The sequence below is a fragment of the Streptomyces sp. NPDC014801 genome (assembly GCF_043082085.1).
Classification (GTDB): domain Bacteria; phylum Actinomycetota; class Actinomycetes; order Streptomycetales; family Streptomycetaceae; genus Streptomyces.
Map to the genome: position 1 here is coordinate 533,763 of NZ_JBIBXG010000003.1, position 25,642 is coordinate 559,404.

Consider the following 25,642-nt stretch of genomic DNA (forward strand, 5'->3'; position numbering starts at 1 on the left):
GACAGCCCTTCCTGATCGCGCGGCGAGAAGCGAGAAGCGAGAGACGAGAGGCGAGCGGTGAGCGGCGAGCGGCGAGCGGTGAGCGGCACGGCGGACCGGCTCCCGGCCGCCCGGCTCCGCCCCATGACCGCTCGCACTTGGAACGGTCCAAACAGCCTGGTCCCACCCTGATCCGGCCCCTTCCTGCTGTCAAGCCCTTTGACAGCCCGTGTCCCGCCATGGAACGGTCCATCCCATGAGACCGCCGACGATCCGCGACGTGGCCGAGCGGGCCGGAGTGTCCAAGTCCCTGGTCTCCCTCGTGCTGCGCGGTTCCGACCAGGTCCGGCCCGAGAAGCGGGACGCCGTGCTGAGGGCGGCCCGCGAACTCGGCTACCGGCCCAACGCCGCCGCCCGAACCCTGAGCGAACGGCGCTCGCGCACCGTCGGCGTCCTGCTGAACGACCTGCGCAACCCCTGGTTCGTGGACCTGCTCGACGGCCTGAACTCCCTGCTGCACGCGGCCGGCCTGCGCATGCTGCTGGCCGACGCCCGCCTGGGCCGCCGGGCCGGCCACGACCTGGCCGAGCCCTTCCTCGACCTGGGCGCCGACGGCCTGGTCGTCGTCGGCACGCTGCCCGACCCGGCGGCGCTCGCCCCGGTAGCCGAGCGCCTCCCGGTGGTCGTCGCGGGCGCGCGCGAGCCGGTCCTGCCGGGGGTGGACGTCGTCGCCAACGACGACGCGGAGGGCGCCCGCCTGGTCACCGAGCACCTGATCGGGCTCGGCCACCGCCGCGTCGCGCACGTCGGCGGGCACGGCGCCGTCGGCGAGCTGCGCCGCCGCGGGTACGAGACGGCGATGCGGGAGCGGGGCCTGGAGCCGGTGGTCGCGGACGGCGACCTGACGGAGGAGGGCGGCTACCGCGCGACGGTACGGCTGCTGAGCCGGCCGCAGCGGCCCACGGCCGTCTTCGCCGTCAACGACATGACGGCGGTCGGTGTGCTGTCGGCGGCCGGGGAGCTGGGGCTGAGCGTGCCGGGGGACGTGTCCGTGGCCGGCTACGACAACACGAGCATCGCGCGGCTGCGGCACGTGTGGCTCACCACGGTCGACAACGCCAGCCACGAGGTCGGCCGCCGCGCGGCCCGCTGCCTGCTGGAACGCCTGGACGGCGAGAGCGGCCCGGGCCGCGTCCACCTGACGGCGCCGACCCTGGAGATACGCGGGACGACGGGCCGGAACGCCTAGGGCTTTTCACGACAGGCCCTGGGACGGGCGGCCCTGCGCCGCGCCACCCCGACGTCTGCGGAGCCCCAGGGCGAAGCGACCGGCGCTCACAGATTGACGGCGTACACCTTGCGCAGGGTCTCGTGCACCGTCCAGGTGGTCCGGTCGCCCTCGTGCAGGACCGCCATGTCACCGGGTCCCACGTGCAGGGTCGGCCCGCCGTCCACCTCCACGGTGGCCGACCCGCTGATCACGGCGAACACCTCGTCGGCCTCGGTGTCGGTGACGACGCCGGGCGTGATCTGCCAGATGCCGCGGACCTGCCGCCCGTCGTCCGACTCCCACACCACCTTCCCAGTCACCTCGGGCGACCCCGAGACGATCTGCGCGGGATTGAGCGGCTCCGGAACCAGCTCGGCGTCCGGCACGTGCACTGCGAAGCTGTGGATCATGCGGCGACCCTAACGGCCCCGCTCCCACGCGGGGCTGGACACACTGTGCGTGTTCCCATCACGCGGCAGGACACTTCGTCGCGCGAGGGGCAGAGGAGCGAAGCTGGAGGCCGCGGCAGGGGAGGCGCCGCGAGATCACAGGCTCTCCGCAAGTGGCAGGCACCCGAGCCGCGGGTGATCGTGAGGTAATGCCCGACCCCTCGCCCGAACCCCCGACGGCGGCCTCCCCCTCGACGGCGGCCGCCACCGCATCGCACGGGCACGACGCCCGGGAGATGATGCTCTTCGGCGGCGTCTACGGCGCCGTCCTGGCCAGCTCCATGGTCGCCGCGCTCACCCAGTACGGGCAGGCCTCCGCGCACAGCCGCCGCTACGACGCCCTGTGGCTGATCGTCACCGCCCTGGCCTCCGCCCTGGCCCACGGCTACGCCCACTACATCGCCGAGCGCGGCCCGCACCGCCGCTGGGACGTCCTGCGCACCCAGGTCGACGAGTGGCCCCTCGTCGCCGCCGTGATGCCGACGGTCCTCATCCTCGCCGGCGCCGGCTGGGGCTGGTGGCCGCCCGACGGCGTCGAATACCCGGCGTTCGCCCTCAACATCGCCCTGCTCTTCACCCTCGGCCTGGTCACGGCCCGCCGCTCCCACCGCACCTGGCCCGCAGCCCTCACCATCGGCCTGGCCGACGCCCTCCTGGGCGCGGTGGTCGTGGTGGCGAACGCGCTCATCAAGTGACGCCGTGAACAAAATTGTCGACCATGTTGGTGGGGTGGCCTTCACGTCCGACAGGCGACTCACGGAGGGCTCGATGGCGGCAACCGTCCGTCCGCGCACCGGGGAGCAGGCCAAGCGGCATGCGCTCGCGCAGGTGCGGGAGGCGATCCTGCGCGGCGAGATGGCGCCGGCGCAGCGGCTGGTGGAGAACGAACTCGCCGAGCAGTTCGGTGTGACGCGGGCGAGCATCCGGGCGGCGTTGATCGATCTGGAGGCTCAGGGGCTGGTCGAGCGGATCCGCAACCGCGGTTCGCGGGTGCGGGTCGTGACCGTGGAGGAAGCGGTCGAGATCACCGAGTGCCGTAGGGCGCTGGAGGGGCTGTGCGCGGCGAAGGCCGCCGTCGCCGCGAGCGACGAGCAGCTGGAGCGGCTCGGCGGGCTGGGCCTGGCGATGAGCAAGGCCGTGGACGCCGGCGAGCTGGTCGTCTACTCCGACCTCGACCACGAACTGCACGCCCGCATCCGGGAGCTCTCCGGCCAGCGCACCGCACGGGAGCTGCTGGACCGGCTGAACGCCCAACTGGTGCGCCATCGCTTCCCGCCGGCGCTCCGTCCGGGCCGCCCGCAGCAGTCCCTCAAGGAGCATCTGGCCCTGATCGAGGCGATCGCGGCCAGGGACCCGCAGGGGGCCGAGGCGGCCGCCCGCGCCCACCTCACCAGCGTGATCGAAGCGCTGCGCGACTGACCACCGCGGCGGCGCGCCGAGTCCCGTCCACCCTCGCCGCCGGCTCCTCCCCTCCTTGCTTAGCTGGTCGCTTATATAAGCCGGTACTGATAGAGTTTCCTCATGCACGCCTTCGACGTCCTGTCCGATCCGGTGCGCCGCCGGATACTGGAGCTGCTGGCCGACGGCGAGATGACCGCCGGAGCCGTCGCGGACGTCGTGCGCGCGGAGTTCGGGATATCGCAGCCCGCCGTCTCCCAGCACCTGAAGGTGCTGCGGGAGAACGGCTTCGCGACCGTCCGGGCCGAGGGCACCCGGCGGCTGTACGCCGTCGACGCGCAGCCGCTGCGGGACATCGACGCCTGGCTGGACCGCTTCCGCCGGTTCTGGACCCCGCACCTGGACGCCCTGGCCACCGAACTGGCCCGCGGCCGCCGCGAGCGCCGCCTGCGCGGCACCGACGCACCCCCGAGGAGCACCCCGTGATCGACGTTACCCACCAGATCAACAGCGTCCACCGCACGGTCGGCCGCCGCGACTTCAAGGCGGGCGAGGCCCGCGTGGTGACGGTGAGCCGGACATACGACGCCCCGCTCGAGGACCTCTGGGACGCCTGCACGAACCCCGAGCGCATCCCCCGCTGGTTCCTGCCGGTGGAGGGCGACCTGCGGCCGGGCGGCCGGTTCCAGCTGCAGGGGCAGGCGGGCGGCACGATCGAGCGATGCGACCCGCCGAAGGGCTTCACCGCGACCTGGGAGTACGGCGGCGAGATCAGCTGGATCGAGCTGCGGCTGACCCCTCAGGCGGAGGGGCGGACCCGCTTCGAGCTGGACCACATCGCCCACGTCGACGACACCAAGTGGGCGGAGTTCGGGCCCGGCGCGGTCGGCGTCGGCTGGGACGGGATGCTCGTCGGGCTCACCCTGCACCTGAGCACCGGCGAGGCCGTCGACCCGGCGGAGGGCATGGCGTGGATGACCTCCGAGGAGGGGCGCCGCTTCTACACCGAGAGCAGCGAGGCGTGGTACGCGGCCAACGTGGCGAGCGGCGAGGACGAGCGGCGCGCCCGCGAGGCCGCCGACCGCACGACGGCGGCGTACACCGGCCAGGGCTGACCGGCTCGGACCTGCCGCCGGGCCCGCGTCCCGCCGCGGCGGAAGCACGCGCGCGCGTGCGGTAGGGTTTACCTGCGTGATCACGCGGGCCACCGCGTGCGACGCAACGGGACGTGGCGCAGCTTGGTAGCGCACTTGACTGGGGGTCAAGGGGTCGCAGGTTCAAATCCTGTCGTCCCGACTCGTACATACGGGACGGAAGGCCGGTCCGGCGCGCTGCCGGACCGGCCTTCCGTGCGTTCTACCAGGCGCGTTCCCGGTGCAGCGCCGACTCGGTCAGGGCCCGGATGTGGACGCCCTGGAGGAACAGGTCGTAGAACCACTCCGGGAGGACCAGCATCGACGCGGCGGCCACCCGCCACCCCCGCGCCTTGACGGTGACGGCCCGCTCGATGGCGTAGAAGCCGGTGAGAGCCAGCCAGAACGGCGCGATGCGGATGCCGGCGCCGCTCGTCAGGTACCACAGGATGGCCCCGACGTAGATGGCCGACACGGCCGCCCCGAGCAGGGCGACCAGCTGCCGGGCCCAGCCTTCGCAGGTGTGGCGTGTGAAGCCGTAGGCGAACAGGTTCTCCAGCGCGCCGCGCTTCCAGCGCAGTCGCTGCCGGGCCAGGGCCCGCCAGGTCGTCATGACCTCGGTGGTCATGGTGGCGCGGGCCGGGGCCACGACGCGCCAGCCGCGGTGCTTGAGCGCGAGGGTGAGTTCGTTGTCCTCGGTCAGCACCTTGGTGTCGTAGACGCCGTCCGCGGCCGGCAGGTGCCCGTCCCGGCGCGCGGTGAGCACGTCGTCGAGAGCCTCCACCCGGAACAGGCAGGCGGTGCCGGTCAGGCACAGAACCTTCCCGCGCTTGCGCGCGGTGTCCCGGGCGTACCGGACGTACTCGTTGCGCTGGAACGCGCCGCACAGCCCGCCGCCGTCGCCGCCGCGGAAGTTGCCGCCCACGGCGCCGAAGCCCTGGCGCAGCCGGTCGTGCGTCACCTCGATGAAGCGCGGATCGAGACAGGTGTCGGCGTCCTGGACGAGCACCGCGTCCTCGTCCGCGAGAGTGGGGAGCAGTTCGGCGAGGGCCCCGTTGAGGTTGCCGGCCTTCTTGTACCGGTTGCCGACCGAGTGCCGGACCTCGGCGCCGGCCCGGCGGCCGATGCGTTCCAGCGCGGCCGTCGTCGCGGGGTCCTGGTGCGGGTCGAGGGTCAGCACGACCCGGTCGGCGGGGCGCGTCTGGCGGCTCAGCGCGTCGAGCACGCGGGGGAGCGAGTCCACTTCCTTGTAGGCGGGAATGAGCACCACCACCTTCCCCGGCGCTGAGGCGGCGGGGATGCGTTCCTCGGTACGAGGCATGGTGTCCGCCCTCCGTCGAGAAATTCCGGATTCGGCCCGAGAGGCTTGTTTACGCCGTATACGTACACTATGGAACGAGGGGGGTGCCCAGTCAACGCGAGGGTGTGTGCGCCGACGGAACCCGGGAGGTGCGGTATGCCCACTGGACGGGGTGGCGGCCGTGGCGGCTACGGCCGGCTGAGCCGTCAGCGCATGCTCGCGAGCGCGCTGGAGCTCGTGGACCGCGAGGGCCTGGCCGCGCTGAGCATGCGCCGCCTGGGCGCCGAGCTCGGCGTGGAGGCGATGGCCTTGTACCGGCACGCCGCGAGCAAGGACGAACTCCTCGACGGACTGGTCGAGGTGCTCTACGCCGAACTCGAGGAGCGCCGGGCCGCCGACGAGGGCCGGGTGCCGCGGCCCGCGGGCTCCGCCGCTCCGCCGTCGTGGCGCGCCCGGCTGCACTGCATGGCCCGGGCCACGTACGAGGTGTGCCTGGCCCATCCCCGGGCGGCGCCGCTGCTGACCACGCGGATGCTCGACATACCGCTGGCCCGGCGTCCGCCCGTCGTCCTGGAGGCCTACGGGACGGTGATCGTCTCGCTGCGCGAGGCGGGACTCGGCGAGCGCCGTGTCTCGCTGGTCTTCCGTGCTTTTCTCACCTGGGTCCACGGTTATCCGGCGGTCGATCTGTCCCTCATGGACTCACCGCGGGATCCGCCCGAATTCCGGGCCGTCACCGCCTCCGGCCTGCAGGGCGGGACGGCCGGCCTCGCCGCCGGGCTGGACGCGCTCCTCGATCGCCTGGTCGGGCCCGAGGGCTCCGGGAACGAAGCGGCGGACCCTCCCACTTGACGTCCACCGCACAGAGGCGGAAGGTGGTACGTATACGGCGTAAACAAGACGCCGTCCGGATAGGCCGCCGTAATAGTGCGCGCCTGTTCCAGGGCCAGGGCGGGCCCCTTTCGGCCGTGCTTTCCCTTATCCCGGCCGTCCTTTTGTTCACTCGCGCTGCATTCGTTCGCGGCCCCTTCCGGCCGCATTTCCCCAGAACGCAGGAAAGGAGAATCTCATGGCGGACTACACAGGTGCGGGAACCGCGGCTTCCGCGGGCGTCGGCGCGGGCGTGCTGCCCGTGACCGGCGGCGTGGACAGCCTGTGGTTCTGGGTCGTGATGTTCGTCCTGATCTCGGCGGGATTCGCCCTTCTGCGGCTGGTTCCGCGCAGGACCGGCGGCCGCGACACCTGACACCTCGTCGGTACACGCCCCGAGGCGGGGCCGCTGCCCGCGGCGGCCCCGCCGCAACGCCGAGGACGGCGCGCCATGCGGAAGTTGATCCGCCTGTTCGGTATCGGACTGATCCTCGCCGGCCTGGTGCTGGGAGGTCTCGCCGTCTACCGGAACTGGCAGCGGAACCACGCCTACGACGAGGCCCAGCGCGCGTTGCGGGCGCAACTTGCGCAGCCGGCCGGGCGTGACTCACCCGCGGTCGGCGCGGCGACGCCGCGCACGGAGCCCGGCGCACGCGAGAGGAACGGCCGGCCCACGAGGGAGCCGGGTCCCCGGGAGGGGGCGGCGCTCGCGGTGCTGCGCGTTCCGCGCTTCGGGCCGGGATACCACCCGGTCGTCGTCGAGGGGGTGGGGCAGGGCGACCTCGCCAAGGGGCCGGGGCACTACCCGGGCTCCGCGCTGCCCGGAGCCGTCGGCAACTTCGCGGTCGCCGGCCACCGGACGGGCTGGGGCGAACCCTTCCGCAGGCTCGACGAACTGGTGCGCGGCGACGCGCTCGTCGTCGAGTGGCGCGGGCGGACGTACACCTACCAGGTCACCGCCACCAAGACGGTGAAGCCGACGGACGTGGGTGTCGTGCTGCCGGTCCCGAACAAGCCGGGCGCCACACCGGACAGAGCCCGGATCACTCTCACGACCTGCGCGGACCGCGACCCGGTCACCCGCGCGTACACCCACCGGCTGATCGTCTGGGGCGAACTGCGGCGCTCCTGACGCCTTCTCGCGTCCGCCGCACGGTCGGGCCCGGGCCGCCGCGCGGCCACCCCTCCCGGAAGCCCCTGTGCGACCAGCCGGTGGACGCCCCCTTGACGGTGGGCCGTCGCGGATCGACACTCCAGGACAGGGAATCCTAGTGAACAGGTAGGGAACGGCATGAGGGACCGCGCAGTGCTCCCGGAGCACCTCCGGGCCGGCCGTTCGCCCCTGCTCACCTCCCGCCGTCACATCGACCTGCTGCGCGTCTGCAGCGCCATCAGCCCGAGGGGCTGAGGAGCGGGCGCCCCCGCGGCGACCGCCGGGCCGCCCGTCCCGCGGCCGCCCCGTGCCCGTCCGGCCGCGGACACCGACGGTCCTCACCCTCACCGCGACACCGATCGGTCCTGACCGCCACCGCGATACGGCGCCCTCCCGCGCCCCGTACGTGGGCCGCCCCGACGCCGAGGCCCCGCGCCCACCCCGCGCACTGCCGCGCATGCCGCCCGCCCCGCCCCGTCCGCCCCCGCGCCCACCCGCGCGCCCGACCCCCGGGAGACCCATGTCCGTCGCACCGCTCGTCGCCCACCCCTCCCTGCCGTCCGTGTACGCCTTCCGCGGGCGGATCGGCCGGGACGCGCGCAGCGGGCACTACGCCGTGCCCCGCCGCTACCGGCTGCACCTGTCGACCGCGTGTCCCGACGGGCTGCGGATCGCCGTCACGCACAGCCTGCTCGGGCTCGACGAGAGCTGTCCCCTCACGCTGCTGCCCGCCGTGCCGGACTGCCCGGACGGCGGCCACACGGCGCTGCGCCCGCTCTACGAGGCCAGCGCCCACCGCTACCCCGGCCCGGCTCTCGGGCCCGTCCTCAGCGACGACTGGTCCGGGCGGATCGTCTCCACGCACGCCCGCGACATCATGCGCGACCTCGACCGGCACTTCGCCTCCGGCCGCCCCGCCCTCTACCCGTGCGGAGCCGACGGCGGGATCGAGGCCGTCGAGCGGCTGTGCGACGCCATCGAGGACGCGGCCCAGCGCGCCGGATCGGCCGCCGCCGGACCCGAGGAGCGCGCGGCCGCCGTGCGCACGCTGCTGACCGCGCTGGACGACGCCGAGCGCCTGCTGAGCGGGCACGGTCACGCCCTGGGCGACCATCTCACCGCCGCAGACGTCGAGTTGTGGGTCGCGCTGGTCCAACTCGACACCGTGCACCGGCACCACCTCGACGCCGCCGCGGTGCAGCGCATCGCCGGGCACCCCGCCCTGTGGGCACACGCCCGCCGTCTCGCCGCGCTCCCGGCCTTCGGCGGCCGGCTTGACCTCGACGGCATCGCCCGGCGCCACCACGCCCGTTGCCGGGGCCTGGAGGCCGCCGGATCCGCCGTACAGATCCTGGACTGGGCCGGCCACGCCAGGTCCCAGCAGGTGGACGGACGTTGACAGCCGTTCGGCCGGCTGTCTTAATTACGGCCCAGAACGGTCATGAGCGTCAGCGCCAAGCCCTGGCTCGCTGACCGGCAACCCTCGCACCGCGGTGGGGTGCCCCAGGTGACGACCGGACCGGAGTACGTTTTCGGTAAGCGCGAGGCCCCTCCGGGGGCCGGAACAGTGACGGTGACGTGATGCACGCAGCTCCCAGCACGGCGGCCCGCCGCGCCGTGGGCCGCGTGCGGCCGTATCCGAGCCCGCTCGTCGCCGACCGCGCCGTCGACCTCCTGCGCGTCAACAGCGCCCTGTGTACCGCACCGGGCCGCGCCCGCTGCCGGGGCTGAACCCTTCGCCGTCCGTCTCGCGCCCTCGTGGCGCGCGGCGCTGACCGCTCGCCCGTCCGCCCCGCGCGTTCCGCCGCACCCCGTCCTCGCGGGGTCGCCGCCGCCCTCCCGCGCCCCCGGTCCCGTGTGCCTCCCGCGTTCCCGCCCCGTCCGCCGCGCAGCCCTCCCGCGCCGCCCGGACGCGGTCCCGCGCGGCCCGCCACGGCCGAGGGCCGTCCGCCGACCTTCCGCCGGAGCCCACCATGAGCCAGCCCCCAGGCAGCGCCGTCTCCCTCGCCGAGGCGGCCCCAATATCTGATGCTTCGTCAAACACGGACGACAGTCCGCGCGTTGTGCCGCTACGGCACCCCGGCCGCTGGATCGCCACCGCCGTCGTGCTCGTCCTGCTCGCCCAGTTCGTGCACGGGCTGGCCACCAACAGCTTCTACCAGTGGGACCGCTTCGCCTACTGGTTCACCCGGCCCACCATCCTCGATGGCCTCCTGATCACCCTGGAGGTCACCGCCTACAGCGCCGTCCTCGGCCTGCTCGGCGGCATCCTGCTCGCACTGGCCCGGCTGTCCAAGAGTCCCGTGCTGCGCCTGGCCAGCTGGACCTACGTATGGGCGCTGCGCTCCATCCCGCTGATCGTCGTCCTCCTCTTCCTGTACAACTTCTCCGCCCTGTACAAGACGCTCAGCCTCGGCGTCCCCTTCGGGCCGGCCTTCCTCACCTTCGACGAGTCCCGGCTGGCCACCGACATGGTCGTCGCCGTCGTCGGCCTCAGCCTCAACGAGGCCGCCTACGCCGCCGAGGTGGTCCGCGCCGGCATCCTCTCCGTCGACCAGGGCCAGCACGACGCGGCGGCCGCCCTCGGCCTGCCCAGGCGCCGCCAGTTCACCCGGATCGTGCTGCCGCAGGCGCTGCGGTCCGTCGTCCCGAACTACGTCAACCAGCTGATCGGCCTCATCAAGGCCACCTCCCTGGTCTTCTACGTCTCCCTGCTCGACCTGTTCGGCGCCGCGCAGACCATGGGCTCCACCTACCCCGGCGACATCGTGCCGCTGCTGCTCGTCGTCACCGTCTGGTACCTGCTGCTCACCAGCGCCGTCTCCGTCGTGCAGTACTACGTCGAACGCCACTACGCCCGCGGTGCCTCCCGCACCCTGCCGCCGACCCCACTGCAACGCCTGCGCGCCGGCCTCGCCGACGTGCGGGCCCGCGCCCGCGGCGAAGCCGCCGTATGACGCACCGACCGCTTTCCACACCTCCCTCCCTACACTCAGCGACAAGGACAGCCATGCCTTCCCACGCCACCCGACGTCACCTGCTGCGCGGCCTCACCGCGGCCACCGCCTCCGCTCTGCTCGCCGGTTCCCTCGCCGCCTGCGGCGGGGACAGCGAGGCCGCCACCACGACCGCTCCCGCGGGCACCGTCGTCGTGGGGCAGGTGTCCAACGGCGCCGCCCGGGAGACCACCCTGAAGGTCTCCGAGGTGAAGTCCATCAGCGCCGAACTGCCCGAGGCGATCAGGAAGCGCGGCACGCTGGTCGTCGGCTCCGGCACCCTGCCCTCGGGCGCCCCGCCGCTCGGCTTCGTCGGCAGCGACCAGAAGACGCTGACCGGCTCCGAGCCCGACCTGGCCCGGCTGGTCGCGGCCGTCCTCGGCCTCAAGCCGGAGATCAAGCGCTTCACCTGGGAGAACCTCTTCGTCGGCATCGACAGCGGCAAGGTGGACATCGGCTTTTCGAACATCACCGACACCGAGGAGCGCAAGCGCAAGTACGAGTTCGCCTCCTACCGCAAGGACGACCTCGCCTTCGAGGCACCCAAGTCCGGCACCTGGACCTTCGACGGCGACTACCGGGCCCTCGCCGGCAAGACGGTCGCCGTCGGCGCCGGCACCAACCAGGAGCGGATCCTGCTGGAGTGGCAGAAGCGGCTGCGCGGCGAGGGCAAGCAGCTCACCGTCAAGTACTTCCAGGACAACAACAGCACCTATCTGGCGCTCGCCAGCGGCAAGATCGACGCCTACTTCGGCCCCAACCCCAACCTCGCCTACCACGTCACCCAGACCGCCGGCACCCCGCGCGCGACGCGGATCGCGGGCCAGTTCTCCGGCGCGGGCGAGACCTTGCAGGGCCTGATCGCGGCCACCGCGAAGAAGGACAGCGGACTGGCGAAGCCGGTCGCCGACGCGATCAACCACCTCATCAAGGGCGGCCAGTACGCGCAGTGGCTGAAGGCGTGGAACCTCTCCAACGAGGCCGTCCCCACCTCGCAGATCAACCCGCCCGGGCTGCCGCTGACCAACTCCTGACCGCCCCGGGTCACGGGAACAACCGCTCCCGGCAAGGGCGTTGACCCCGGCGACGACTCGCGCGCGGCCGCCGCCGCGCCCCACGCAAGGGAGGTGACGGCCGTGCACGGCAGCCCGCACGCCGTCCGCCTCCACACCCGGCCGCACATCGACCTGCTGCGCGTGGCCGGCGCGCTCTGTCGCGCCTGACGCGTCCCCGCCCGGCCCGCCGCGCAGGCGGCCACCCCCGCGCCCGTGCCCCCTCGACGGGGGCCGGCGCCACCCCACGGATCTCCAGGAAGGCACCCTCGTGTCCTCGACCCCCGCTGCCCCCCTGCACCTCGCCGTCGCCCTGGACGGCACCGGCTGGCACCCCGCCTCCTGGCGCGAGCCGGTGGCCCGGCCCCGGGAGCTGTTCACCGCCCGCTACTGGGCCGACCTCGTCACCGAGGCCGAACGCGGCCTGCTCGACTTCGTCACGATCGAGGACGGCCTCGGCCCCCAGTCCTCCCACTGGCTCGACCCCGACGAGCGCACCGACCAGGTCCGCGGCCGCCTCGACGCCGTCCTGATCGCCTCCCGGGTCGCCCCGCTGACCTCGCACATCGGCCTGGTGCCGACGGTGATCGCCACGCACACCGAGCCGTTCCACATCTCCAAGGCCATCGCCACCCTGGACCACGTCAGCACCGGCCGGGCCGGCCTGCGGGTGCAGATCTCCGCCCGCCCCCACGAGGCCGCGCACTTCGGCCGCCGCACGCTCCGCCGGGTCGACGCCTACGACAGCCCGGCCGCGCGGGACGTCGTGACCGAACTGTTCGACGAGGCAGCCGACCACGTCGAGGTCGTACGCCGGCTGTGGGACAGCTGGGAGGACGACGCGGAGATCCGGGACGTGGCCACCGGACGGTTCATCGACCGCGACAAGCTGCACTACATCGATTTCGAGGGCCGGCACTTCAGCGTCAAGGGCCCCTCCATCACCCCGCGACCGCCGCAGGGCCAGCCGCTCGTCACGGCCCTCGCCCACTGGACCGTCCCCTACCGGCTCCTGGCCCGCCAGGCCGACGTCGGCTACGTCACCCCGCACGACACCGAGCAGGCCCGCGCGACCGTCGCCGAGATCCGCGCCGAGCAGGAGGCCGCCGGACGGGCCGGCGAGCCGCTGCACGTCTTCGCCGACCTGGTGGTCTTCCTGGACGAAGACCCCGGCGCGGCCGCGGCCCGCCGTGAGCGCCTGGACGCCCTGGCCGGTGAGCCGTACGCCAGTGACGCGCTGGTCTTCGCCGGGACTCCCGCCGAACTCGCCGACCTGCTGCAGGAGTTCCAGGCGGCCGGGCTGTCCGGGTTCCGGTTGCGGCCCGCCGTCGCCGGGCACGACCTGCCCGCGATCACCCGCGGCCTGGTCCCCGAACTCCAGCGCCGCGGCGTCTTCCGCCGCGCCTACGAGGCCCGCACCCTGCGCGGCCTGCTGGGCCTCGCCCGCCCCGCCAACCGCTACGCCGCCACCACCGCCTGAGCCGGAGGGACCCGACGACCATGACCAAGCCGCTGAAGCAGATCCATCTGGCCGCGCACTTCCCCGGCGTCAACAACACCACCGTGTGGAGCGACCCGAGGGCCGGCAGCCACATCGACTTCGACTCCTTCGTGCACTTCGCGCGGACCGCCGAACGCGCCAAGTTCGACTTCCTGTTCCTCGCCGAGGGCCTGCGCCTGCGCGAACACGCCGGGAAGATCTACGACTTGGACGTCGTCGGCCGGCCCGACACCTTCACGGTGCTCGCCGCGCTCGCCGCCGTCACCGAGCACCTGGGACTGACCGGCACCATCAACTCCACCTTCAACGAGCCCTACGAGGTGGCTCGCCAGTTCGCCAGCCTCGACCACCTCTCCGGCGGGCGCTCCGCGTGGAACGTCGTCACCTCCTGGGACGCCTTCACCGGGGAGAACTTCCGCCGCGGCGGGTTCCTGCCGCAGGAGGAGCGCTACAGCCGCGCCCGCGAGTTCCTCACCACCGCGCACGAGCTGTTCGACTCCTGGCGGGGCGACGAGATCGTGGCCGACCAGGCCACCGGCACCTTCCTCGCCGACGCTAAGGCGGGCGCGTTCGTGCACCACGGCCGGCACTTCGACATCCACGGACACTTCAACGTGCCGCGCTCCCCCCAGGGCCGCCCGGTGATCTTCCAGGCCGGGGACTCCGACGAGGGCCGCGAGTTCGCCGCCGCCGAGGCCGACGCCATCTTCAGCCGCCACGGCACCCTGGAGTCCGGCCAGGCCTTCTACCAGGACGTCAAGCGCCGCCTCGCCGCCTACGGCCGCCGCCCCGAGCAGCTGCTGATCCTGCCCGCCGCGACCTTCGTGCTCGGCGACAGCGACGCCGAGGCCGAGGAAGCGGCCCGCGAGGTGCGCCGGCAGCAGGTCAGCGGCGCGACCGCGATCCGCCACCTGGAGTTCGTCTGGAACCGGGACCTGTCGGCGTACGACCCGGACGGGCCGCTGCCCGACATCGACCCGGACGTGAGCGAGCACCACATCGCCCGCGGCCGCGCCCAGGTGCGCATGTACCGCGACCCGCTGGCCACCGCACGCGAGTGGCGGGAGCTGGCCGAGGCCCATGGCTGGTCGATCCGCGAACTGGTCATCAACACCGGCAACCGGCAGAACTTCGTCGGCTCCCCGGCCACGGTGGCCAAGGCGATCAACGAGCTCGTGCAGGCCGACGCCGCCGACGGCTTCATCCTCGTCCCGCACCTCACCCCCGGCGGCCTGGACGAGTTCGCCGACACGGTCGTGCCGCTGCTGCAGGAGCAGGGCGTCTTCCGCACCGAGTACGAGGGCACCACCCTGCGCGACCACCTCGGCCTCGCGCACCCCGACGGCGTACGGGAGGAACGGGCGGCCTCCTGACAGCCGGCCGGGGCCCGGCTGCCATGATCGGCCCATGACACTCCACATCGGCCGGGCCACGGTGAAGGACCTGCGGCAGGTGGTCGCGGACCACGCGCGCTACTGGGGCGAGAGGGACCTGCGGGCCTTGCACCAGCCCGTGTTCGTCCAGGAGTTCGGGGCCACCTGCCTGCTGGCCCGGGACGAGGACGGCATCCGCGGCTACCTCGTCGGCTTCGTCACCCCGGACGCCACCGGATACGTCCACCTGGTCGCCGTCCGCGACGACAGCCGGGGCACGGGCCTGGGCCGCCGGCTCTACGAGGCGTTCACCGACGCCGCGCGCCAGCAGGGCGCCCTGCGGCTGAAGGCGATCACCTCGGTCACCAACACCGGCTCGGTCGCCTTCCACCGCAGCCTCGGGTTCGACGCCCGCACCGTGGACGACTACGACGGCGACGGCCGCCCCATGGTGGTCTTCTCCCGCACCCTGACGACCTGACCCGCTCCCCGGCCCGTCACACGCGGCCGGGGAGCGTCGTCATCCCCCGAAGACGACGCTCCCCGGCCGCTCTTCCCCCGGCGCCGGACTGTGGCTTCATCGGGGCAGCGAGCAGGACCGAGCGGTCACGGCCCCCAGGGTGCCCCGGGCCGGCGCCCGGGCGCCTGAGTCGAGGGCTACTCAAGTCGGCGTGTATCAGAACCGAGTAGCCCGACTCCAGTTGATGTGACACCTGACGACCTTGACGCGCTGACCCCCCGGCTGCCCTGGCCGTTCACCGGACGCGAGGACGAACGCGAACGCGTGCGCCGCTCCCTGGCGGCCGGCAGACCCGGGCTGGTGGTGACCGGCGGCCCCGGCCACGGCAAGACCCGGCTCGCCGCCGAGGCCGTACGCGGCACCGACTGCGCCAGGATCACCGGCACCCCCGGCACCCGGCGCACGCCCTACGCCGCGTTCGCCCCGCTGCTGCCGGGCACGCTCACCCCGCACGAGGCGCTGGCCCGGCTCGGCGGCGTACGGCAGCTCGTCGTCGACGACGCGCAGTGGCTCGACGACGCCTCGGCCGCGCTGGTCCACCAGCTGGCCGTGCACGGCCGCACCCGCCTGCTCGTGCTCGTCACCGACGCTCTGCCCGCGCCGGCACCCGTCACCCGGCTGTGGACCGGCGGCCTGCTGCCCCGCCTCACCCTCGCCCCGCTCCCGGCGGAGGACACGGCACGGCTGCTCACGGCCGCCACCGGCCGGGCCCCGGACCCGCTGACCGCGGCCCGCCTGCACCGGATCGCCGGCGGCGATCTGCGGCTCCTGGGCGACCTGCTGGACACCCTGACGGCGGAGGGACGGCTCACTCCCGTCCCGGACACCGGCACCTGGGCCTGGCGGGGCCCCCTCCCGGTCACCGCGGCCCTCCGTGAACGCGCCGCGGGTCCGCTGGAGCGGGCCTGCCCCGCCGAGCGCGAGATCCTCGACCGGCTCGCCTTCGCCGAGCCCCTGCCGCTGGACGCCGGCACGCTGGACCTGCCCGTCCTCGAACGCCTGGAGGCCGCCGGGCTCATCGACGTCGACGAGCACGACGCCGTACGTCTCGCCCGCCCCCTGCACGGACCCGTCCTGCGCGCCACGGCCGGCCGGCTGCGCGCCCGCCGCCTCAGCCGCACCCCGGACGACCTCGCCCTCGCCCTGAAGGCCGAGACCGCGGCCCTGGAACGCCGGATCGACACCGACGACGTCACCGCGCTGCCCACCCCGGTGGGGGAGTGGCTCGCCGCCGAGGGCGCGTCCGTCCCGGCCGGCTACACCGCCCTGCGCGCCCGCTTCGCCCGTCTGCGCGGCGACCTGCGCGAGGCCGCGGCCTGGGCCCGGCTCCACCCGGACGACCCCGCCTGCCGTACCGAACTCACCCTCGCCGCCGCCCAGTCGGGCGATCCGGTGCCGGCCGGGGAGACCGCGGTGTGGTGCCTCGCCGCGCGCGGTGAACTGGACGCGGCCCTGGACCTGATCGGCCCCGGCGACGCCTACGACGCGGTCCGGCTCGGTGCGCCGGAGCGGGCCCGGGGGCTGCTGGCACGGGGCAGTGTGTTCGCGCGGCACGCCGACGCCCTCGCGCGCGAGGACGGGGCCGCCCTGGACCGGGTCGCCGGGGAGCTGGCGGAACGGGGCTTCCTGCTGTTCGCGGCCGAGGCGTACGCACAGGCCGTGCCAGCGCACCGGGACCCGGCCGCCGCGCGCACCGCGCGCACCCGGGCCGCCGCCCTCGCCCGCCGCTGCCCGGGCGCCCGCACACCGGCCCTGACCGGGCTGGCGCTCGGCGAACTCACCGCGCGGCAACGGCAGATCGTCACCCTCGCCGCCGCCGGACTGACCAACCGTCAGATCGCCGAGCGCCTCACCCTGTCCGTGCGCACGGTGGGCAACCACCTCTACAGCGCCTACACGCGCCTGGGCAGCGGCGACCGGGACGCGCTGCCCTGGCTGGTGGACCTGCCGGAGTCCCGGACGGCGTAGCACGCGGGGCGCTGCCGGGGCGGGCGCCGTGCGTGGGGCGGGTCCCGCGCGGCGCGTCCGCCCCGGTCACGCCGCCCCGAACGCCGTGAACGACCAGCCCGTCGCCTGGTGCACGGGATCGTCGGGCAGCGCGGCGCGGGCGTCGCGCAGCGCCTCGGACAGGGACAGGCCCGCACCGAGGCCCTTGTGCAGCGCCAGCATCAGCGGCACCACCGCCGCGTCGTTCACCGGCGCGCTGGCCGCCACCACCCCGGCGGTGCCGAGCGGCAGCAACGCGGTCACCAGGCCGAGCAGTTCGTCGGCGCCGACCGAGGCGAAGCGGGCGGTGTCGCAGCAGGACAGGATGATCCGGTACGGGCTGCGGGCGAGGCGTTCGAAGTCGTGCACGATCAGCGGCCCGTCGGCCATCCGCAGCGAGGAGAACAGCGGGCTGTCCGCGCGGAAGGTGCCGTGCGCGGCGATGTGCGCGAGCGCCGCGCCGTCCAGTTCCGCCAGCACCCGCGGCACGCGCGCGCCGTCACCCTCCAGCAGCGTCGGCGTGCCGTACTGCCCGGCCAGTTCCGGCACTTCGGCCCCGCCGGTGGCCAGCCCCGGCCCGCGCACCAGGACGTGCCGCCCGTCGGCCGGCGGCGCGGTGCCGGCGGCCCGCAGCCAGCTGCTCGCCGACGGCGACACGCTCACCACCCGCTCCCGCAGCGACGGCAGCACCGCCCACGGCACCCGGTGCAGCCGCCCCGGCGGCACGACCACGAGCGGGCCGGAGCCCAGGTGCCGGACCGCCTCGCCGAGCAGCAGCTCCTCCAGCCGCCGCCCCGCGGCGAGCAGCACCGGCAGCCGGGCCGCCCCGCCCGGGTGCGCGAGGCGGCGCAGCCCCGCCTGCACGTGCTCGGCCTCCGCCTCCGCCTCCGCGAGCAGCCCCGCCGTGAACCGCCGCACCCGGCCCTGCCCGGCGAGCAGCACATGCACCCGCCCGTCCACCACGGCGAGTTCGACCAGCCGGCCCTCGCCGAGCCGCTCCAGCAGCCGCCCGGTGTCGAACCGGTCGGCGCCGCCGGGCGCGTCGCCGCGCAGGTGCAGGGTGCGGGAGCGGATCTCCCGCTCCAGCCGCCGCTGCTCCCGCTCCAGCGCCGGCACGGCCCGGCCCTCGCCGCGGGCCTCCTCCGCGCGGGCGGCGATCTCCCGGAACGCGGTCATCCGGCTCAGCAGCTCAGGATCGGCCGGCGGACGGGTGGGCGGGGCGCTCAGCGCGGTCGCCCGCCACCGCTCGCTCCACTCCAGCAGCCGCCGCGGCCCGCCCGAGGCCAGACTCGCCCGCTGCGCCAGCGCCGCCAGCTCCGCGCCCTGCTCGGTGGCGCGCGCCCGCAACTCCGAGGCGCCCAGCGTCATCCGGTACGCGTCCAGCACGGCCAGGCCGCTGCGGCACGCCTGCAGCACACCCCGGCCCGACCCGGCGGCCTGCGCGCGCAGCGCCTGCGCCGCCCAGCCGGTGATCCGGGCCAGGGGCGGCCCGCCCTGCCGGCTGCGCGCGGCCAGCGCCAGATGCCGTTCCGCCTCGCGGGGCCGGTTCAGCGCCAGCGCGATCCGCCCCGCCAGCAGCGACGCCTCCGGAGCGGCCGGCGCCCCGAACGAGGCCAGCCGCCGGGCGACCCGCGCCGCGTCCGCGACCAGCCGCCCCGAGACCGCGCCCGCCGCGAACCGCGCCTCGATCAGCACCAGTTGGGCGTGCGCCTCCCACCACGGCCGCCGCTGCGCCGCGAACAGCCGCACGGCGAGACCGGCCCGCTCGATCGCGGTCTGTGGGTGCCCGGCCGGCCGGGCGGCGCGCGCCGCGACCAGCAGCAGCTCCGCCTTGCGGGTCGGCTGCCCGCCGATGCCGTCCAGCACGCGGATCGCCGCGTCCGCCTCGGCCAGCGCCTCCGGCGCCAGCCCCGCCGCCAGCAGCACCTCGCAGCGCCGGACGCTCAGCATGAACGGCGGCGTGCCCAGCGCCGCGTACCGCCGCTCCGCCTCGTCGAGAAGCCGCAGCGCGGCCGGCACGTCGCCCGCGCGGAACGCCGCCAGGCCGCGGCTCTCCACCGCGTCCGCCTTGTCGTGCTCCTGGCCGGTGGTGTCCCACAGCGCCTCCGCCGCGGTGAAGTCGGCGTCCGCCCGCTCCACCGCGCCCAGCGCCAGATGCACGGTGGCCCGCAAGGTCAGCGCCCGCGCCGTCCAGATGACGTCGTTCTCCTGGCGCAGCACGGGGATCGCCCGCCGCACGTCCTCCAGCGCCTCGCGGTGCCGGCCCAGCACCCAGCGGGCGTACGCCCGGCGGAAGAGGACCTGCGCCCTGACGTGCCCGCTGCCCCGCTCCACGCCCCGCTCCAGCGCCGCCAGGCCCTGCCGGGTGCGGCCCGCGTGCACCAGGGCGACCCCCAGCGTGGCCAGCACGTCCGCCTCCCGGTCGGCACGCTCCGCGCGCGCCGCGCAGTCCCGGGCGCGCCGCAGATGGCGCAGGGCGAGCCGCAGATCGCCCCAGTCGCGCTGCCAGATGCCGATCACCTGGTGGGCCACCGAGGCGTGCACGGGGGACGGGTCGGCGTCGAGCACCGCACGCGCCCGCGTCAGCGCCTCGTTCGGGGCGGCGAACACCATCGGCAGCAGGTCGAAGACCGAGTCGCTTCCCGAGGTCACCCTACGGATGGTAGGGGACCGGGAGGCACCGCAGGGAAAGCGGGAACCACATCCCCACCGGTACGCCTCTGTATCAAGCGGCGACCGAACCGCTCTCACTCACGACGGTTGCCCCGAGGGGGAGGACGGACCATGGCACCACAGCGATTCCGTGAGCAGTTCGACCAGATCCAGCGCTCCATGCCCGACGTCCCGCTGGCCATGGGCCCGGACGACTCCGCCGAGTTCGTCTTCGAGAAGGGGTACGTCCTGGTCCGCGACGGCGAGGACGCCGCGTTCGTCGAGGACGCCGTGCGCGCCCACTTCACGGCGACCGAGGGCCTGGTGCCCGACCACGTGCGGCGCGCCGGCCCCCGGACCAACCGCTCCGGCATCACCCGCATCCAGGTCGCCGACCCCGGCGAGGGCACCCACCCCGGCGACCCGGTCGTCGGCCACGCGCTGCGCGCCGTACGGCACGCCGAGGACCGCACCGGACGCCGGCTGGTCAGCCGCAACCACGTGGTGTCCATCGCGGTCAACTCCTGCCCCGGCGACGAGCCGGTGCCCGCCGACCGCGCCGCGGGCCCCAACCCGGCCGCCTCCGACGGGGGTTACGACCCCGAGCGGGCCGTCGGCGTGCTGGTGATCGACAACGGCCTCACCCACGACTACCGCGCCCACCCGCTCCTCGCCCGCACCCACGGCGATCTGCACCCGCAGGAGACCGACGAGGCCGGCGTGCTGCGCCAGTACATGGGCCACGGCACGTTCATCGCCGGGCTGCTCGCCGCCGTCGCGCCCGGCACCGACATCACCGTCCTCGGCACGCTCAACGACGCCGGGGCGATCCTGGAGTCGGAGTTCGGCGACAAGCTCTTCGAGGCCGTCGACCGGCACGGCTGGCCCGACATCCTGAGCCTGTCGGCCGGCACCTCCAACGGCCGCACCGACGGCCTGCTCGGCGTCGACGCCTTCATGCGGGAACTGCGCGAGCAGCGCACCCTGCTGGTGGCCGCGGCCGGCAACAACTCCAGCGCCAGCCCCTTCTGGCCCGCCGCCTACGCCGACCTGCCGGGCTACGAGGAGGCGGTGCTGAGCGTCGGCGCGCTGCGCGAGGACGGCGAGTTCGGCGCCTGCTTCACGAACCACGGCCCCTGGGTGAAGGCCTACGCCCCCGGCGAGCGCCTGGTCAGCACCTTCACCGGAGCCGACACACCGGTGCCGTACGTCTACCACCACTCCACCTACGACACCTGCCGCTACGGCTTCGGCTACGGCTGCACCTGCACCACACCCCACCACACCGGGCTGCTCAGCGAGGACGGGGACGCCAACGCCAAGCCGGACCAGGTGATGTTCGAAGGGCTCGCGCACTGGAGCGGCACCTCCTTCGCGACCCCGGTGGCCGCCGGGCTGATCGCCGCGCACATGAGCGCCCACAAGGAGACCGACCCGCGCGCCGCACGCGCCCAACTGCTCGCGACCGACCGGCAGTTCGCCGAGGTCCGCGGGGCGCACGTGCCGGCGCTGCGGCCGCCGACCTGGCGCGCGGCGCCCGCCCCGGCGTCATGACGTGCGGGACCGCCCCGTCCACGGCGTACCATGACGTGCCGTACACGAGGAGTGGGGCAGTCGTGGACCGTGCAGAGGTCGGCACGCTCGTCCGGTCCGCCGTCGACGGCGACGGCGCGGCCTGGAAGGCGCTGGTGGAAGGGCTCAGCCCGCTGGTCTGGTCCGTCGTGCGCGCGCACCGGCTCTCGGACGCCGACGCGCACGAGGTGTACCAGACCGTGTGGTTCCGCTTCGCCCAGCACCTGGGGCGGCTGCGCGAACCCGACAAGGCCGGCTCCTGGCTGGCGAGCACCGCGCGGCACGAGTCGCTGAAGGTGATCAAGAGCTTGCAGCGGCTGACCCTGACCGACGATCCGCAGGTGCTGGACCGGGTCAGCGAGGAGCACACGCCGGAGCAGTCGCTGCTGGAGGCGGAGGAGGCCGCCGCCGAGAGCGAGCGGATCCGCCGGCTGCGGCGCGAGCTGCAGGAACTGGGCGAGCGGTGCCAGGGGCTGCTGCGGGTGCTGATGGCCTCGCCGCCGCCCAGCTATCAGGAGGTGTCCGCGGCGCTCGGGATCGCCGTGGGCAGCATCGGCCCGCTGCGCCAGCGCTGCCTGCGCCGCCTGCGGGCACGACTGGACGCACGGGGGGTGCGCTGATGGACGTGGACGACGACCTCGAGCGGCTGGAGCGGCTGGAGACGGAGTTGCGGGAGGCCGCGCCCGCCATCGATCCGCTGCCGCCCGAACTGACCGCGATCGCCGTGGAGGCGTACGCCCTGCACGACCTGGACGCGCGGATCGCGGAGCTGACCTTCGACTCGCTGACCGACGCGCTGCCGGTGCGCGGGGCGTCCGACGTGCCGCGGATGCTCACCTTCCAGGCCGGTGAGCTGACGGTCGACGTGGAGGTGGGAGCCGAGGGCCTGCTCGGCCAGGTGCTGCCGCCGCAGCAGGCGAACGTGGAGGTACTGACCGGCCCGCACGGCGGCCCCACCCTCACCGCCGACCCGCTGGGCCGCTTCGCGTCGCCAGCGACCCCCACCGGCCCCTTCGCCCTACGCCTGCGCACAGACGACCACGTGATCGTGACGGAGTGGCTACGCACCTGACGCTGCGCGCCCCGATAGGGGCGCGGGGAACTGCGCGACAAGCCACGACGGCGCCGCACTGGGCCACGGCGGCCGGCCACGACGGTGCCGCGCCGCGATCGCCCGGGCGGGGCCCGGTCCCGTCACGCGGAGACCGCGTCCACGAGGCGGGCCAGGGCCCCGGCGAGGCGGTCGAGGCCCGGCCCGGCGGGCCCGCCCGGCTCGCTCATGTACGTGTCGCGCCGGATCTCGACCATCAGCGCGGCGACGCGCGGCTCCCGGCCGTAGAAGTCCAGCGGCACGTACGTCCCGCTGAACGGGCTGTCCAGCCCCGTCTCCCCGCACACCGCGAACGCCTCACGCGCCGCCTTCAGCAGGGCGGGCGGGGTGTGGAAGGCGTCCGTGCCCAGGCACACCGGCGGACGCGGACCGGTGCCGTGCAGCTCGTAGGGCAGGGGCGCGGTCGGGTACGAGTGGACGTCGACGACGACGGCCCGCCCGACGGCGTCGAGCCGCTGCGCGACGGCCTCCGTCATGGCCCGCGCGTACGGCCGGAAGTACCGCTCCAGGAGCGGCTCGGGGTCGAGCCCGTCGCCCCGCAGCACCTCCCGGTGCGTGGTGCGCGTGTAGACCGCGCCCATGCCGACGGCCGTCATCTCCTCCCGCTCGTCCGGGAACCGCTCCGGGTCGACGACCAGCCGCGACAGCCGGTTGACGAACCGCCACGGCGTGACCCCGGCCAGCCGGGCGGCCTCTTCGGCGATCTCGGCGGTGTGCGCGTCGGTGATGTGGTCCAGCTCCCGTTCGAGCGCGAGGTCGTCCAGGACGATCCCGTCGCGCACGTCAGCGGGTATCTCCCGCGCCGAGTGCGGCACATGCAGGATCACGGGCGACGCGGCGTCGCCGGGCAGCAGCGCGAAGGAGGGCTCGGCGGGGGACATACGGCGGCTCCCAGGAGGGATCGGTGGCAGGGCACGTGATGGCGGTGCAAGCCGGTGACCGCCCGGCCCGGGAATACGGCTCCGCCCCGGCCGGGCGGTGCGCGGTCGGGGCGGAGGTTTCCGGGACGGTCGGGTCGCCGGCGTCGGCTCAGGGAGCCGTAGGCGTCAGCTCAGGGACGCCAGGGCCTCGTTCCAGGTGGCCGACGGGCGCATCACCGCGGCGGCCTTGGCCGGGTCGGGCTGGTAGTAGCCGCCGATGTCGGCCGGCTTGCCCTGGACGGCGTTCAGCTCCTCGACGATCTTCTGCTCGTTCGCGGCCAGCGTCTCCGCGAGCGGCTGGAAGGCCTTGGCCAGCTCCGCGTCGTCGGTCTGCCGCGCCAGCTCCTGCGCCCAGTACAGGGACAGGTAGAAGTGGCTGCCGCGGTTGTCGATGCCGCCGACGCGACGGGTCGGGGACTTGTCCTCGTTGAGGAAGGTCGCGGTCGCGCGGTCGAGGGTGTCGGCGAGGACCTTGGCGCGGGTGTTGCCCGTGGCCTCGGCGTACTGCTCGAAGGAGGGGACGAGCGCGAAGAACTCACCGAGGGAGTCCCAGCGCAGGTAGTTCTCCTTGACCAGCTGCTGCACGTGCTTGGGCGCGGAGCCGCCGGCGCCGGTCTCGAACAGGCCGCCGCCCGCCATCAGCGGGACGACCGACAGCATCTTGGCGCTGGTGCCCAGCTCCAGGATGGGGAAGAGGTCGGTCAGGTAGTCACGCAGCACGTTGCCGGTCACCGAGATGGTGTTCTCGCCGCGGCGGATGCGCTCCACGGACAGCTTGGTGGCCTCGACGGGGGACAGGATCCGGATGTCCAGGCCCTCGGTGTCGTGCTCCGGCAGGTACTGCTTGACCTTGGCGATCAGGTTGGCGTCGTGGGCGCGGGTCTCGTCCAGCCAGAAGACGGCCGGGTCGCCGGTGGCACGGGCGCGGGTGACGGCCAGCTTCACCCAGTCCTTGATCGGCGCGTCCTTGGTCTGGCAGGCGCGGAAGATGTCACCGGCCTCGACGCTCTGCTCGATCAGGACGGCGCCGGAGGCGTCGACGACGCGGACCGTGCCGGCGGCCTGGATCTCGAAGGTCTTGTCGTGGGAGCCGTACTCCTCGGCCTTCTGCGCCATCAGGCCGACGTTCGGCACCGAGCCCATGGTGGCCGGGTCGAAGGCGCCGTTGGCCTTGCAGTCCTCGATGACGGCCTGGTACACGCCGGCGTAGGAGGAGTCCGGGATGACGGCGAGGGCGTCGTGCTCCTGGCCGTCGGGGCCCCACATGTGGCCCGAGGTGCGGATCATCGCCGGCATGGAGGCGTCGATGATCACGTCGGACGGGACGTGCAGGTTGGTGATGCCCTTGTCGGAGTCGACCATGGCCAGCTCCGGGCCCTCGGCGAGCTCGGCGTCGAAGGAGGCCTTGATCTCGGCGCCCTCGGGCAGGGCGTCCAGGCCCTTGAGGATGCCGCCCAGACCGTCGTTCGGGGTCAGGCCGGCCGCGGCGAGCTTCTCGCCGTACTTCTCGAAGGTCTTCGGGAAGAAGGCGCGCACCACGTGACCGAAGATGATCGGGTCGGAGACCTTCATCATCGTGGCCTTCAGGTGCACGGAGAACAGCACGCCCTCCGCCTTGGCGCGGGCGACCTGCGCGGTGAGGAACTCGCGCAGCCGGGCGACGCGCAGGACGGACGCGTCGACGACCTCGCCGGCCAGGACCGGTACGGACTCGCGCAGCACGGTGGTGGTGCCGTCGGCGGCCACGTGCTCGATCTTGAGCTTGCCGTCCTGCTCGATGATCACGGACTTCTCGGTGGAGCGGAAGTCGTTCTCGCCCATGGTCGCCACGTCGGTCTTGGACTCGGAGGTCCAGGCGCCCATGCGGTGCGGGTGGGTCTTGGCGTAGTTCTTGACGGAGGCGGGGGCGCGGCGGTCGGAGTTGCCCTCACGCAGGACCGGGTTCACGGCGGAACCCTTGATCTTGTCGTAGCGGGCGCGGATCTCGCGCTCCTCGTCGGTCTTCGGCTCGTCCGGGTAGTTCGGCAGCGCGTAGCCCTGCGCCTGCAGCTCGGCGATCGCGGCCTTGAGCTGCGGGATGGACGCCGAGATGTTCGGCAGCTTGATGATGTTGGCGGCCGGCGTCTTGGCCAGCTCGCCCAGCTCGGTCAGCGCGTCCGGGATGCGCTGGTCCTCGGTGAGGTACTCCGGGAAGACGGCGATGATGCGCCCGGCCAGCGAGATGTCGCGCGTCTCCACGGCGACACCGGCCTGCGAGGCGTACGCCTGGACCACCGGCAGGAAGGAATACGTCGCCAGGGCCGGGGCCTCGTCAGTGTGCGTATAGATGATGGTCGAGTCAGTCACCGGGTGCTCCGCTCCACGTCTGCAACATTGCTCGACATCAAGATATCTCGTGATCCCGCCG

General features: G+C 74.0%; 26 protein-coding genes, 1 tRNA gene and 1 riboswitch. Of the genes, 22 read left to right on the forward strand and 5 right to left on the reverse strand.

Annotation, left to right across the window (positions count from 1 at the left end):
- Nucleotides 1–235 precede the first annotated feature (235 nt).
- The gene (locus ACF1AL_RS09035) at nucleotides 236–1,228 is read left to right on the forward strand and encodes a LacI family DNA-binding transcriptional regulator (protein ID WP_391825659.1); all 993 of its coding nucleotides are present in this window, start codon (nucleotides 236–238) and stop codon (nucleotides 1,226–1,228) included.
- Between the two features lie 86 nt (nucleotides 1,229–1,314).
- Here the strand turns inward: ACF1AL_RS09035 and ACF1AL_RS09040 are convergent, their stop codons facing one another.
- Nucleotides 1,315–1,659: a cupin domain-containing protein gene (locus ACF1AL_RS09040; protein WP_391825660.1), complete on the reverse strand. Its 345-nt coding sequence runs from the start codon at nucleotides 1,657–1,659 to the stop codon at nucleotides 1,315–1,317.
- A 188-nt stretch (nucleotides 1,660–1,847) separates the two neighbouring features.
- Between ACF1AL_RS09040 and ACF1AL_RS09045 the strand changes: the two genes are divergently transcribed.
- From ACF1AL_RS09045 to ACF1AL_RS09065, 5 genes are all read left to right on the forward strand, one after another.
- Nucleotides 1,848–2,393 carry a hypothetical protein gene (locus tag ACF1AL_RS09045; RefSeq protein ID WP_384207185.1) on the forward strand — a complete coding sequence of 182 codons (546 nt, stop codon included), beginning with the start codon at nucleotides 1,848–1,850 and terminating at the stop codon, nucleotides 2,391–2,393.
- Nucleotides 2,394–2,466: 73 nt separating this feature from the next.
- The gene (locus tag ACF1AL_RS09050; protein ID WP_391825661.1) at nucleotides 2,467–3,117 is read left to right on the forward strand and encodes a GntR family transcriptional regulator; all 651 of its coding nucleotides are present in this window, start codon (nucleotides 2,467–2,469) and stop codon (nucleotides 3,115–3,117) included.
- A gap of 102 nt (nucleotides 3,118–3,219) precedes the next feature.
- Complete coding sequence (locus ACF1AL_RS09055) at nucleotides 3,220–3,582, forward strand: ArsR/SmtB family transcription factor (RefSeq protein WP_384207192.1); 363 nt, start codon at nucleotides 3,220–3,222, stop codon at nucleotides 3,580–3,582.
- Nucleotides 3,579–4,211, forward strand: coding sequence for an SRPBCC family protein (locus tag ACF1AL_RS09060; protein WP_391825662.1), 633 nt, complete (start codon nucleotides 3,579–3,581; stop codon nucleotides 4,209–4,211). The genes ACF1AL_RS09055 and ACF1AL_RS09060 overlap by 4 nt, the downstream gene beginning before the upstream one ends.
- 107 nt (nucleotides 4,212–4,318) lie before the next feature.
- A tRNA-Pro gene (locus ACF1AL_RS09065) sits at nucleotides 4,319–4,392 on the forward strand.
- 60 nt (nucleotides 4,393–4,452) lie between these two features.
- Here the strand turns inward: ACF1AL_RS09065 and ACF1AL_RS09070 are convergent.
- A complete protein-coding gene (locus ACF1AL_RS09070) occupies nucleotides 4,453–5,550 on the reverse strand; it encodes a glycosyltransferase (RefSeq protein WP_391825663.1) in 1,098 nt (365 codons plus the stop codon).
- A 135-nt stretch (nucleotides 5,551–5,685) separates the two neighbouring features.
- Here ACF1AL_RS09070 and ACF1AL_RS09075 point away from each other — a divergent pair, with 135 nt between their 5' ends.
- The 13 genes from ACF1AL_RS09075 (at nucleotide 5,686) to ACF1AL_RS09135 (ending at nucleotide 16,962) form a co-directional block, all read left to right on the forward strand.
- Nucleotides 5,686–6,381, forward strand: a complete 696-nt coding sequence (locus ACF1AL_RS09075; RefSeq protein ID WP_391695956.1) for a TetR/AcrR family transcriptional regulator — start codon at nucleotides 5,686–5,688, stop codon at nucleotides 6,379–6,381.
- A 217-nt stretch (nucleotides 6,382–6,598) separates the two neighbouring features.
- Nucleotides 6,599–6,775, forward strand: a complete 177-nt coding sequence (locus tag ACF1AL_RS09080) for a hypothetical protein (RefSeq protein ID WP_366834900.1) — start codon at nucleotides 6,599–6,601, stop codon at nucleotides 6,773–6,775.
- A gap of 75 nt (nucleotides 6,776–6,850) precedes the next feature.
- On the forward strand, nucleotides 6,851–7,531 hold the full coding sequence (locus tag ACF1AL_RS09085; protein WP_391695961.1) for a class E sortase: 681 nt from the start codon (nucleotides 6,851–6,853) through the stop codon (nucleotides 7,529–7,531).
- Nucleotides 7,532–7,690: 159 nt separating this feature from the next.
- On the forward strand, nucleotides 7,691–7,807 hold the full coding sequence (locus tag ACF1AL_RS09090) for a putative leader peptide (RefSeq protein ID WP_366834902.1): 117 nt from the start codon (nucleotides 7,691–7,693) through the stop codon (nucleotides 7,805–7,807).
- A 265-nt stretch (nucleotides 7,808–8,072) separates the two neighbouring features.
- A complete protein-coding gene (locus ACF1AL_RS09095; protein WP_391825664.1) occupies nucleotides 8,073–8,951 on the forward strand; it encodes a glutathione S-transferase C-terminal domain-containing protein in 879 nt (292 codons plus the stop codon).
- A 38-nt stretch (nucleotides 8,952–8,989) separates the two neighbouring features.
- A riboswitch (SAM riboswitch) is annotated at nucleotides 8,990–9,100 on the forward strand.
- Between the two features lie 33 nt (nucleotides 9,101–9,133).
- On the forward strand, nucleotides 9,134–9,283 hold the full coding sequence (locus tag ACF1AL_RS09100) for a hypothetical protein (protein WP_366834904.1): 150 nt from the start codon (nucleotides 9,134–9,136) through the stop codon (nucleotides 9,281–9,283).
- 242 nt (nucleotides 9,284–9,525) lie between these two features.
- On the forward strand, nucleotides 9,526–10,509 hold the full coding sequence (locus tag ACF1AL_RS09105) for an amino acid ABC transporter permease (protein WP_391825665.1): 984 nt from the start codon (nucleotides 9,526–9,528) through the stop codon (nucleotides 10,507–10,509).
- A 53-nt stretch (nucleotides 10,510–10,562) separates the two neighbouring features.
- Nucleotides 10,563–11,582 (forward strand): ABC transporter substrate-binding protein, encoded by a 1,020-nt coding sequence (locus ACF1AL_RS09110; protein WP_391825666.1) that lies wholly within the window; start codon nucleotides 10,563–10,565, stop codon nucleotides 11,580–11,582.
- Nucleotides 11,583–11,675: 93 nt separating this feature from the next.
- Nucleotides 11,676–11,771, forward strand: coding sequence for a putative leader peptide (locus ACF1AL_RS09115; RefSeq protein ID WP_366834907.1), 96 nt, complete (start codon nucleotides 11,676–11,678; stop codon nucleotides 11,769–11,771).
- A gap of 100 nt (nucleotides 11,772–11,871) precedes the next feature.
- Nucleotides 11,872–13,080: an LLM class flavin-dependent oxidoreductase gene (locus ACF1AL_RS09120; protein WP_391825667.1), complete on the forward strand. Its 1,209-nt coding sequence runs from the start codon at nucleotides 11,872–11,874 to the stop codon at nucleotides 13,078–13,080.
- A 20-nt stretch (nucleotides 13,081–13,100) separates the two neighbouring features.
- Complete coding sequence (locus ACF1AL_RS09125; protein ID WP_391825668.1) at nucleotides 13,101–14,474, forward strand: NtaA/DmoA family FMN-dependent monooxygenase; 1,374 nt, start codon at nucleotides 13,101–13,103, stop codon at nucleotides 14,472–14,474.
- Between the two features lie 34 nt (nucleotides 14,475–14,508).
- Nucleotides 14,509–14,955: a GNAT family N-acetyltransferase gene (locus ACF1AL_RS09130; RefSeq protein ID WP_391695970.1), complete on the forward strand. Its 447-nt coding sequence runs from the start codon at nucleotides 14,509–14,511 to the stop codon at nucleotides 14,953–14,955.
- A 225-nt stretch (nucleotides 14,956–15,180) separates the two neighbouring features.
- Nucleotides 15,181–16,962, forward strand: a complete 1,782-nt coding sequence (locus ACF1AL_RS09135; protein WP_391825669.1) for a LuxR C-terminal-related transcriptional regulator — start codon at nucleotides 15,181–15,183, stop codon at nucleotides 16,960–16,962.
- A gap of 66 nt (nucleotides 16,963–17,028) precedes the next feature.
- Here the strand turns inward: ACF1AL_RS09135 and ACF1AL_RS09140 are convergent, their stop codons facing one another.
- Nucleotides 17,029–19,593 (reverse strand): CHAT domain-containing protein, encoded by a 2,565-nt coding sequence (locus tag ACF1AL_RS09140; protein WP_391825721.1) that lies wholly within the window; start codon nucleotides 19,591–19,593, stop codon nucleotides 17,029–17,031.
- A 171-nt stretch (nucleotides 19,594–19,764) separates the two neighbouring features.
- Here ACF1AL_RS09140 and ACF1AL_RS09145 point away from each other — a divergent pair, with 171 nt between their 5' ends.
- From ACF1AL_RS09145 to ACF1AL_RS09155, 3 genes are all read left to right on the forward strand, one after another.
- Nucleotides 19,765–21,186, forward strand: coding sequence for a S8/S53 family peptidase (locus ACF1AL_RS09145; RefSeq protein ID WP_391818453.1), 1,422 nt, complete (start codon nucleotides 19,765–19,767; stop codon nucleotides 21,184–21,186).
- Between the two features lie 62 nt (nucleotides 21,187–21,248).
- Nucleotides 21,249–21,824 (forward strand): sigma-70 family RNA polymerase sigma factor, encoded by a 576-nt coding sequence (locus tag ACF1AL_RS09150; protein WP_366834913.1) that lies wholly within the window; start codon nucleotides 21,249–21,251, stop codon nucleotides 21,822–21,824.
- Nucleotides 21,824–22,276 (forward strand): hypothetical protein, encoded by a 453-nt coding sequence (locus tag ACF1AL_RS09155; protein ID WP_391825670.1) that lies wholly within the window; start codon nucleotides 21,824–21,826, stop codon nucleotides 22,274–22,276. Before ACF1AL_RS09150 ends, ACF1AL_RS09155 begins: the two co-directional genes overlap by 1 nt.
- A 122-nt stretch (nucleotides 22,277–22,398) precedes the next feature.
- Here the strand turns inward: ACF1AL_RS09155 and ACF1AL_RS09160 are convergent, their stop codons facing one another.
- Complete coding sequence (locus tag ACF1AL_RS09160) at nucleotides 22,399–23,196, reverse strand: N-formylglutamate amidohydrolase (protein ID WP_391825671.1); 798 nt, start codon at nucleotides 23,194–23,196, stop codon at nucleotides 22,399–22,401.
- A 165-nt stretch (nucleotides 23,197–23,361) separates the two neighbouring features.
- On the reverse strand, nucleotides 23,362–25,581 hold the full coding sequence (locus ACF1AL_RS09165) for an NADP-dependent isocitrate dehydrogenase (RefSeq protein WP_391825672.1): 2,220 nt from the start codon (nucleotides 25,579–25,581) through the stop codon (nucleotides 23,362–23,364).
- Nucleotides 25,582–25,642 lie beyond the last annotated feature (61 nt).

What these genes read in the sequence shown, in the direction of transcription:
- ACF1AL_RS09035 (WP_391825659.1), top strand. Translation starts at nt 236, where the DNA reads ATGAGACCGCCGACGATCCGCGACGTGGCCGAGCGGGCCGGAGTGTCC.
- ACF1AL_RS09040 (WP_391825660.1), bottom strand. Translation starts at nt 1,659, where the DNA reads ATGATCCACAGCTTCGCAGTGCACGTGCCGGACGCCGAGCTGGTTCCG.
- ACF1AL_RS09045 (WP_384207185.1), top strand. Translation starts at nt 1,848, where the DNA reads ATGCCCGACCCCTCGCCCGAACCCCCGACGGCGGCCTCCCCCTCGACG.
- ACF1AL_RS09050 (WP_391825661.1), top strand. Translation starts at nt 2,467, where the DNA reads ATGGCGGCAACCGTCCGTCCGCGCACCGGGGAGCAGGCCAAGCGGCAT.
- ACF1AL_RS09055 (WP_384207192.1), top strand. Translation starts at nt 3,220, where the DNA reads ATGCACGCCTTCGACGTCCTGTCCGATCCGGTGCGCCGCCGGATACTG.
- ACF1AL_RS09070 (WP_391825663.1), bottom strand. Translation starts at nt 5,550, where the DNA reads ATGCCTCGTACCGAGGAACGCATCCCCGCCGCCTCAGCGCCGGGGAAG.
- ACF1AL_RS09075 (WP_391695956.1), top strand. Translation starts at nt 5,686, where the DNA reads ATGCCCACTGGACGGGGTGGCGGCCGTGGCGGCTACGGCCGGCTGAGC.
- ACF1AL_RS09080 (WP_366834900.1), top strand. Translation starts at nt 6,599, where the DNA reads ATGGCGGACTACACAGGTGCGGGAACCGCGGCTTCCGCGGGCGTCGGC.
- ACF1AL_RS09085 (WP_391695961.1), top strand. Translation starts at nt 6,851, where the DNA reads ATGCGGAAGTTGATCCGCCTGTTCGGTATCGGACTGATCCTCGCCGGC.
- ACF1AL_RS09090 (WP_366834902.1), top strand. Translation starts at nt 7,691, where the DNA reads ATGAGGGACCGCGCAGTGCTCCCGGAGCACCTCCGGGCCGGCCGTTCG.
- ACF1AL_RS09095 (WP_391825664.1), top strand. Translation starts at nt 8,073, where the DNA reads ATGTCCGTCGCACCGCTCGTCGCCCACCCCTCCCTGCCGTCCGTGTAC.
- ACF1AL_RS09100 (WP_366834904.1), top strand. Translation starts at nt 9,134, where the DNA reads ATGCACGCAGCTCCCAGCACGGCGGCCCGCCGCGCCGTGGGCCGCGTG.
- ACF1AL_RS09105 (WP_391825665.1), top strand. Translation starts at nt 9,526, where the DNA reads ATGAGCCAGCCCCCAGGCAGCGCCGTCTCCCTCGCCGAGGCGGCCCCA.
- ACF1AL_RS09110 (WP_391825666.1), top strand. Translation starts at nt 10,563, where the DNA reads ATGCCTTCCCACGCCACCCGACGTCACCTGCTGCGCGGCCTCACCGCG.
- ACF1AL_RS09125 (WP_391825668.1), top strand. Translation starts at nt 13,101, where the DNA reads ATGACCAAGCCGCTGAAGCAGATCCATCTGGCCGCGCACTTCCCCGGC.
- ACF1AL_RS09130 (WP_391695970.1), top strand. Translation starts at nt 14,509, where the DNA reads ATGACACTCCACATCGGCCGGGCCACGGTGAAGGACCTGCGGCAGGTG.
- ACF1AL_RS09140 (WP_391825721.1), bottom strand. Translation starts at nt 19,593, where the DNA reads ATGGTGTTCGCCGCCCCGAACGAGGCGCTGACGCGGGCGCGTGCGGTG.
- ACF1AL_RS09145 (WP_391818453.1), top strand. Translation starts at nt 19,765, where the DNA reads ATGGCACCACAGCGATTCCGTGAGCAGTTCGACCAGATCCAGCGCTCC.
- ACF1AL_RS09155 (WP_391825670.1), top strand. Translation starts at nt 21,824, where the DNA reads ATGGACGTGGACGACGACCTCGAGCGGCTGGAGCGGCTGGAGACGGAG.
- ACF1AL_RS09160 (WP_391825671.1), bottom strand. Translation starts at nt 23,196, where the DNA reads ATGTCCCCCGCCGAGCCCTCCTTCGCGCTGCTGCCCGGCGACGCCGCG.